This window comes from Streptomyces alanosinicus, assembly GCF_014650595.1.
In the GTDB taxonomy this organism is placed as follows: domain Bacteria; phylum Actinomycetota; class Actinomycetes; order Streptomycetales; family Streptomycetaceae; genus Streptomyces; species Streptomyces alanosinicus.
In genome coordinates this window covers 39756-46995 of sequence record NZ_BMVG01000051.1, presented here as the reverse complement: position 1 = coordinate 46995, position 7240 = coordinate 39756, and the positions used below count along the sequence as shown (strand labels likewise).

Here is a 7240-nt window from a genome sequence, read left to right as displayed (position 1 = left end):
CGGTAGACCGTGGGCCAGGCCGGTCCGAACACCGGCGGCAACTGCCGCCAGGTACAACCCTAGGCGGCCACGAAGATGATCGCGGCAAGCGTTTCGCGATCACCCGCCCGACGTCGGCCCCCGCCCTGCGGACGCCTCACCTCCGTCGGCGGCACCACCCGCCGGAACAACACCCACAACTCGTCCGGCACCAGCCGCTCAACCAGATCCGTCATGCACGATTCAACGAACGATCACACCAAAAGAAACGATGTCGTAAGAGCCGACCACCTCGCACAACGGACGCCTTCACGCGCCGCTGCTTCCACCTGGCCAGGACTCACTCGAGGTGAGGAATCGATAGCGACAGACTGCGCGAAATGAGTAGTACTCATTTTGGGGCGGTGGATTGGCCAACCAGGCCGAGTGGGTGGCGGTCGGCATGTCGATCGCCACGGTCAATTTCGTTACTACCTGGGGGGGTATTTCCTCGTCACAAGGGATGTGTGCGCGCCGCTCCTGGCGCCTCCGCATGTCACTGGTGTTGCTGGAGTGAAAAATAGGTCTGCCTCTTGTCTTGACTCGGATGCCATCTTGCCTTGATAAATGCAACTCATAAGAAGCCAGGGGTTCGGAGGAGGGACACACCACAGATGAGGCCCCTACGCATCGGCGCGGGGACGGTCAAGGCGGTCGCGACGGCAGCCGCGTCCCGCCCACGACCTGCGCTTCTCCGGGATCACCTTCACCCAGACCACCTGGATGGAGGCGACCGACAACGGCTACCTCAACGCCCAGGGCGGCAACTACAACATCTCGGCCGACACGTCCAACAACCAGTACGTCGGTCGTCCGCCGGCCGGGGTCCAGGTCTCGAACGCCGACCGAGTCTCCTTCACCGACAACACCTTCACGCAGATGGGCTCCACCGCCCTCGACCTGCACCACGGCGTGCACGACAGCACCGTGACCGGCAACCTCGTCCACGACATCGCCGGCAACGGAATCACGGTCGGCAAGTTCTCCGACCCGACCGTGGAGTACCACACCGTCTACAACCCACCCACCACACCAGCCGGTGAGGACGCCCGGGAGGTGGTCAAGAAGGTCACCGTCAAGGACAACCTGATCACTCGGATCGGTGAGGACTACCTGGGAACCGCGGGCATCAACGCGGGCTTCGTCAACAGCACCACCATCGACCACAACGACATCTCCGACACTCCGTGGGCCGGGATCTCGCTCGGCTGGGGCTGGCAGTCGGCGGCCAACGCCGAAGGGAACAACAGCGTCAGCTACAACCGGATGGGCAACGTGATGAACCGGCTGTGCGACTCCGCCGGTATCTACCACCTCTCGAACGACCCGGGCACCGTCTTCGACGGCAACTACGTCCACGACGTGATACGCGTACCGTCCGCCTGCGGCTCGCCCGTGCACGGCTTCTACCTGGACGAGGGGTCGAACAACATGACCGTCTCGAACAACGTGTTGTCGCGTACCGACGGATTCATCAACCAGAACCGCAACGGCACCCACGTCACGCTCACCAACAACACGACGTCCGGCGACTCGGTGATCAAGGCCTCCGGCCTTGAGTCCGCCTATCAGGGGCTGGCGGCGAAGCTCAACCTCGCCTACAACAAGCCGGCGTCCTCCTCGTCGGTCTTCGGTTCCGGCTGGTCGGCTGGCAACGCCGTCGACAACGACAGCTCGACCGGCTGGTCTCCCACCGGGAGTGACTCCTCGGCGTGGTGGCAGGTCGACCTGGGGCAGGCCTACCGGCTCGGACAGTTCTCACTGACGACCCGTCAGGACGTGGACCAGCCCGAGACCCGGGGCAAGTTCGAGGTCCGGGCCTCCAACGACCCGTCCTTCGGCACCTACACCGTCCTGGGACGTCAGACGGACACACTGCCGTTCGCCTCGACGCTCACGGGCAACATCGACGTCCGCCAGAAGTTCCGCTACGTGCGGGTCGCCAAGACCGACGGCGCGTACTTCTTCATCGCGGACTTCAGTGTCCAGCAGGCCGGCGGGGCGCTGGCGGCCGCGACCGGTACGCCGACCGTCGACCCGTCCACGTACTACACGATCAAGAACGTCAACAGCGGGCAGCTGATGGACGTCAACGGGTGGTCCAGCGCCGACGGCGGGAGCGTCGTGCAATGGCCGAGCACCGGTGGGGCCAACCAGCAGTGGAACATCGTTCCGGTCAGTGGGCAGCTCTACAAGATCGTGAACAGGAACAGCGGCAAGGTCCTCGACGTCAACGCATCCAGTCACTGGAGGGGGACCGCGCTGCAGCAGTACGCCTACGGCGGCGGCAACAACCAGCTGTGGTACTTCGAGCAGACCAGCGGCGGGTACCTCATCCGCAACTTCGAGAGCAGGCAGATCCTGGAGGTGAGCAACGGATCGACGGCGAACGGGGCCACCATCGATCAGTGGATGCCCCTGAACCAGTCCAACCAGGCCTGGATGATCCAGTGACAGGGTGATCCGGGATTTCCGGGAATGACGAAGCCGTCCCTCGTGAAGGGGCGGCTTCGGCGTTGCTCCCAGACCGTGGGATTCCGGTCGGTGAGCGGCTTCCTACGGCACGTCCGGCCTGATCAGCCCCTGAGCGCGGAGGTCGTCCCAGAGGGACTCGGGGACGCTGCCCCGGTGCAGTTCCACGTTCCGTGTCACTTGGCCGGGGCTGCGCATTCCGAGGGTGACGTTGACGACGCTGGGGTGGGTGTACGGGGAGGCGATGGCTGCGGCGGGCAGGGTGGTGCCGTGCGCCTCGCAGACCCCGGCGATCGCCAGCGCCCGCGCGACGCGTTCCGGCGGGGCGTCCTTCCCGAGCGGCGGGCAGGACGTCGTCCAGTGCCGACTGGTCCAGGAGCGTGTAGCGGCCGGCGAGCATCACCACGTCGGCGGCGGTCTCCCGCAGGAAGCGGGCGAGCATCGCCGACTGGTTCATGCCGGCGCCGATCGCGCCGATCACGCCCTGGTCGCGCAGGTCCGCGAGCGTGGGCGTGGCTTCCTCGGCGGCCTGCCGCCAGTGGTCGTCAGGATCGTGGAGATAGACGATGTCGAGGCGGTCCAGGCCCGTGCGGCTGAGGGAGCCTTCGATCGAACGCAGGACGCCGTCGCGGCTGAAGTCCCAGCGGCGGCACAGGTCGTCGGGAACGGCGAAGCCCTCGTCGTCCATGCCCCGGGGCCGGGGATTGGGCACGAGGAGGCGGCCGACCTTGGAGGACAGGACGTATTCGTCGCGGAAGGCGGTGGCGCAGGGCGGCGCCAAGGCGTTCCTCGGACAGACCCAGGCCGTAGTGGGGGCGGTGTCGAAGTAGCGGATGCCGGCCTCCCAGGCCGCATCGACGGCGGCCACCGCGTCCTCGGCCGGGGTGGCCTCGTAGAGGTTGCCGATGACGGCGGCGCCGAAGCCGAGTTCGCTGAGCGCGACGGGCGTGTCGGGGATCTCGCGTTGCTGCAAGGAGTGCTCCTGGGTAAATGCGAAGGGCGCCGCCGGTCAGCCTCTGGCGTAGGCGTAGGCGGTGGCCGGGTCGGTGACGGTCATCTGCCGAGCCATCCGCCGTCCACGGGCAGGACGACGCCGTGCACGTAGGCGGCGGCGTCCGACGCGAGGAACCCGTGGCGCCCGCCAGGTCGTCGGCGTCCCCCAGCGGCCGGCCGGAATGCGGTCCAGGATCGCTGTGCTGCGCACTGGGTCGTCCCGCAGAGCCTGGGTGTTGTCGGTCGTTAGACGCGGATAAGTGCCCGGCGCGAGTGGTCGGCGTGCGCGAGGGGTGCGCGAAGGGTGCGCACGCCGGGGTGGGCGTGACGGTCAGATGGTGTGCGTGGCGCTGTCCGCGGTGACCTCGGCTTCTTCCGGCACGGAGGGGAGACGGTAGAAGGCGGTCGCGGTGCCGGCGAGCACCGCGTGGATCTCGGTGCCGGAGCAGCCGTCGAGCAGAGCGTCCACGGTGGCGGCCCAGCGGTTCCAGCCGCCCGCGAGGTTCGCGACCGGCCAGTCGGAGCCGAACATCAGGCGGCCGGGGCCGAAGACGGACAGCAGTACGTCCCACACCGCGCGGATGTCGTCGACGGTCCACTTCTCGTGGTCCGCCTCGGTGATCAGCCCCGACACCTTGCAGACCACGTGCGGGTGTGCGGCCAGCAGACGCACCTGGCGTTCCCAGTCGGCCAGGTCACCGTCGGCGATCGGCGGCTTGCCGGCGTGGTCGAGCACCTGGGGCAGGTCCGGGAACCGCTCGGCCAGCCGGACCGCCTGGTCGAGCTGGTGGCTGCGGACGAGCACGTCATAGCAGAGTCCGCGGTCCCGGACCGCCGCCAGCCCGCGTTCGACATCGGGGCGTTGCAGCCATTCCGGATCCGTCTCGCCCTGCACGAGGTGGCGCAGAGACCGCAGGTAGGTGCCGCCCGGCCCGGCAAGCAGCCTGTCGAGCAGGTCGCCGATCGCCGGGGAGGTCAGGTCCGCCCAGCCGACCACGGCTCCGATCAGCGGCTCCCGCTCCGCGAGCGCGAGCAGGTCCTCCGTCTCGGGTACGTCCGGCACGCACTGCACGGCGACCGTGCTGTGCAGACGGCGGCCCGCGATGGGCCGGGTGGCGGTGGTACGCAGGCCGTCGGGGGTGAAGGTGCGGCGGATCGTCGCCAGGGCGGGGTCGTCGAGCCAGGGTTGCGGCCGCTGGTCGAGGTCCCACAGGTGGTGGTGGGCGTCGATGAGCGGGGCGGTGGTGGGGGTCACTGGTGGTCCAAGTCGGGTCGGTCCAGGTCGGGTCGAGTCGGTCCACGCCGGGTGGGGTCCATGTGGTCTGGGGCGAGGTGTGTCAGGCGCCGGTGGTGTCTCCTGGCGGGTTCAGGTGCCAGATCTCGGGGAGTTCCGTCCACTGGCGGGAGTCGCCCCGGTCGGGCCAGGGCTCCTGGCAAGGGTCGGTGAGTTTCCACCACTGCCGGGTCTCGGGGTCGGCTTCGAGGACGGCCATGTCGGTCTCGAAGTCGTCGCCGTGGTATTCGAAGTAGGCGAACAGCACATCGCCGTGGAGGTAGATGCTGTAGTTGCGGATGTTCGACCGGTGCAGGGCCGCTTCGACGCCGGGCCAGACGGCCGAGTGGAGTTCGAGGTACTTCTCGCGGTGCTCGGGGCGGAGCCTGATGGTCTGGGCGACACGCTTCATGCTGTGGTCTCCTCCTGGCCCGGGGAGGGCCGGCCGGCCGGGGTGTCGAACGGTGTGCGGTAGCTGGGCGCGTTGGTGCGCAGGTCGAGCCGGAGGGTGAGCCGGATGCGGGTGGACGCGGGCAGCCGGACCGTCAGAAAGGCACTGTCGCAGGCCTCCTCCGCCTCGGTGACGACCGGCTCGGTGTGGCCGTAGTCGTACATGTCCCCGATCCAGCCGTCGTCCTCGCAGGTGGTGTACCGGACGGCGGTGATGGTGTGCTCGGCGAAGGCACCCGCCTGGACGATCACCGTGCGATCCGTCCCGGGAGAGAGGTTGACCAGTTCGACGGTGGTCGCCTCGGGGTCGATGGAGGTGATCAGGGCGGCCACGTCCTGGGGGAGGCCGGCGCGGCGGGCGTCGGCGTCGTGGTAGCGCAGCCGGGCCTGCTGCAGGCCGCCGTTGTACAGGACCTGGGGGCCGCCCCAGGTCAGCTGGACGAGAGCCTCGGTGGCCACGGGGTTGCACTGCTGCCACACGTGGATGTCGGCCTCGGGCACGTCCAGGTCGCGGTAGCGGTCGACGCGCCGCAGGCGGTGGCGGATCTGAGCCTGGGCGGTGGCGAGGATGCGCTCGGGGTAGCCAGGGTCGTCACCGGCGAGGAAGGCGAACCATGCCTTCTCGTGCCCGGACTCCTCCTTGGCGCGGAACGGCCGCAGGGTACGCCAGTCGATGCCGTCGGCTTCGCGCAGCCGCTCCAGCCGGGCGCGGTCGGCGTCGGAGGCCGTGTGGTGCCACAGGGCCACCAGGACCGGCGCGGTGGCCGGGTTGTAGTCGAACCAGCCCGAGTCGTTGTGCCGGAACGGAAGGTGCGGTGTGGGTGTGCGGACGTCGTCGGGGCCGAGTTCGACCGCCCACTTGGAGGGGAGGCTGGAGTCCGCCTCGGTGTGGGGCATCACCTTGGCGTGGCCGATGAGGGTGTCGAGCGAGGTCGTGACCATGGAGAGGTAGTCGTCGTCCCCGGTGGCCGTGGCCGCCGCGAGCGCCGCCACGCAGGCCGCGTGGCCCACGCTGTGCCAGCCGTGCGGCCAGGACCAGCCGTAGTGGCCGCCGTACCAGCGGCCCTCCAGCAGGCTGCCGACGACGCCGTCCGGGCCGGCGTTGTCCGGGATGAGACCGCCGTTCGCCTCGGTGCGCTCCCGCCACGCGCCCACGTACTCGACGATCCAGTCGCGGTAGCGCTCCTCGCCGGACAGGATCCAGGCGTTGAGGACCAGTCCGGCCGCGGCGAGGTTGACCGCGGTGTCACCGACGCCCATCCGGTCCCGCATCTGCGCGCCCAGACGCGGGTCCGCGGAGAGCGGGTACGGGCCGCCGTCTGCCTCGGGGATCCAGTCGAGCGGGAAGCCGTAGGTCTCCGCTTCCTTGAGCAGCCACGGGTAGACGTCGCCGTCGAACAGGCCCGTACGGTCGGGATCGCTGCCGTTGTGCGGGCGGGTGATGACGCGGTGCCCGGGGTCGTAGTTGCCGGCTGCCGGGTCGACGTACAGCTCGGCGAAGCGCAGGGCGCGCTCGGACCAGCGGTCGGGGGCGGCCATGCACAGGAAGTACAGCAGCAGCAGGCTCTCGCCCTGGTGGAACCAGTCGTAGCCGCGCTCGAACTCATCATGCAGCATGCCGAGTTCGGTGAGCTGCCGGGTCACGCCCTCCCAGTGCTGCTCACTGGCGGGCAGCAGGTCGTCGGCGCCGCCGAGGAGGTACAGCTGGGGCCAGTTGAAGAACACCTCGTAGAAGTCGTCCACACCGTCGCGGGTGGTGAGCGGGCCGGTGTAGTTCAGGCGTCCGTCCGGGCCGGTGAAGTCGCGGGCGAAGCGGCGCCAGGCGTGGTCGAGCAGGTCGAACAGGGAGCGCTGTGCGACGGCCCAGCCGGGTGGTTCGAGCAGCGGCACCCCCGCCTCGACCTCGGGTGGCGGGACCGGCTGGTCGCAGGAGGCGTCCTCGGCCGAGGTGCGGTCGGCAGAGCTGCAGGACATGGGGGATCTCCGTTCGGGTGGGCGGCGGGACGGCACACGCCGAGGACGGCGGCCGGGACG

4 protein-coding genes and 3 pseudogenes are annotated in these 7240 nt (G+C 69.2%); 1 reads left to right on the top strand and 6 read right to left on the bottom strand.

All coding sequences use genetic code 11. The features are described from left to right. Positions 1-62: 62 nt before the first annotated feature. A pseudogene (locus tag IE277_RS42025) lies at positions 63-215 on the bottom strand (IS5/IS1182 family transposase); the annotation flags it as partial. A 526-nt stretch (positions 216-741) separates the two neighbouring features. On the opposite strand from IE277_RS42025, the gene IE277_RS42020 reads away from it, so the two are divergent. Continuing rightward, complete coding sequence (locus IE277_RS42020) at positions 742-2472, top strand: RICIN domain-containing protein (protein WP_229882416.1); 1731 nt, start codon at positions 742-744, stop codon at positions 2470-2472. A gap of 421 nt (positions 2473-2893) precedes the next feature. Here IE277_RS42020 and IE277_RS49915 read toward each other — a convergent pair. The 5 genes and pseudogenes from IE277_RS49915 to IE277_RS42000 form a co-directional block, all read right to left on the bottom strand. Beyond that, positions 2894-3463, bottom strand: a pseudogene (locus IE277_RS49915) (aldo/keto reductase); the annotation flags it as partial. 80 nt (positions 3464-3543) lie between these two features. Next, a pseudogene (locus IE277_RS48310) lies at positions 3544-3730 on the bottom strand (SDR family oxidoreductase); the annotation flags it as partial. 84 nt (positions 3731-3814) lie between these two features. Next, on the bottom strand, positions 3815-4738 hold the full coding sequence (locus tag IE277_RS42010) for an amidohydrolase family protein (protein ID WP_189958977.1): 924 nt from the start codon (positions 4736-4738) through the stop codon (positions 3815-3817). An 82-nt stretch (positions 4739-4820) separates the two neighbouring features. Further along, positions 4821-5168: an L-rhamnose mutarotase gene (locus tag IE277_RS42005; RefSeq protein WP_189958976.1), complete on the bottom strand. Its 348-nt coding sequence runs from the start codon at positions 5166-5168 to the stop codon at positions 4821-4823. Then, entirely contained in the window at positions 5165-7180 is a 2016-nt protein-coding gene (locus IE277_RS42000) for a DUF8034 domain-containing protein (RefSeq protein WP_189958975.1), read from the bottom strand. The genes IE277_RS42005 and IE277_RS42000 overlap by 4 nt, the downstream gene beginning before the upstream one ends. Positions 7181-7240: the final 60 nt, after the last annotated feature.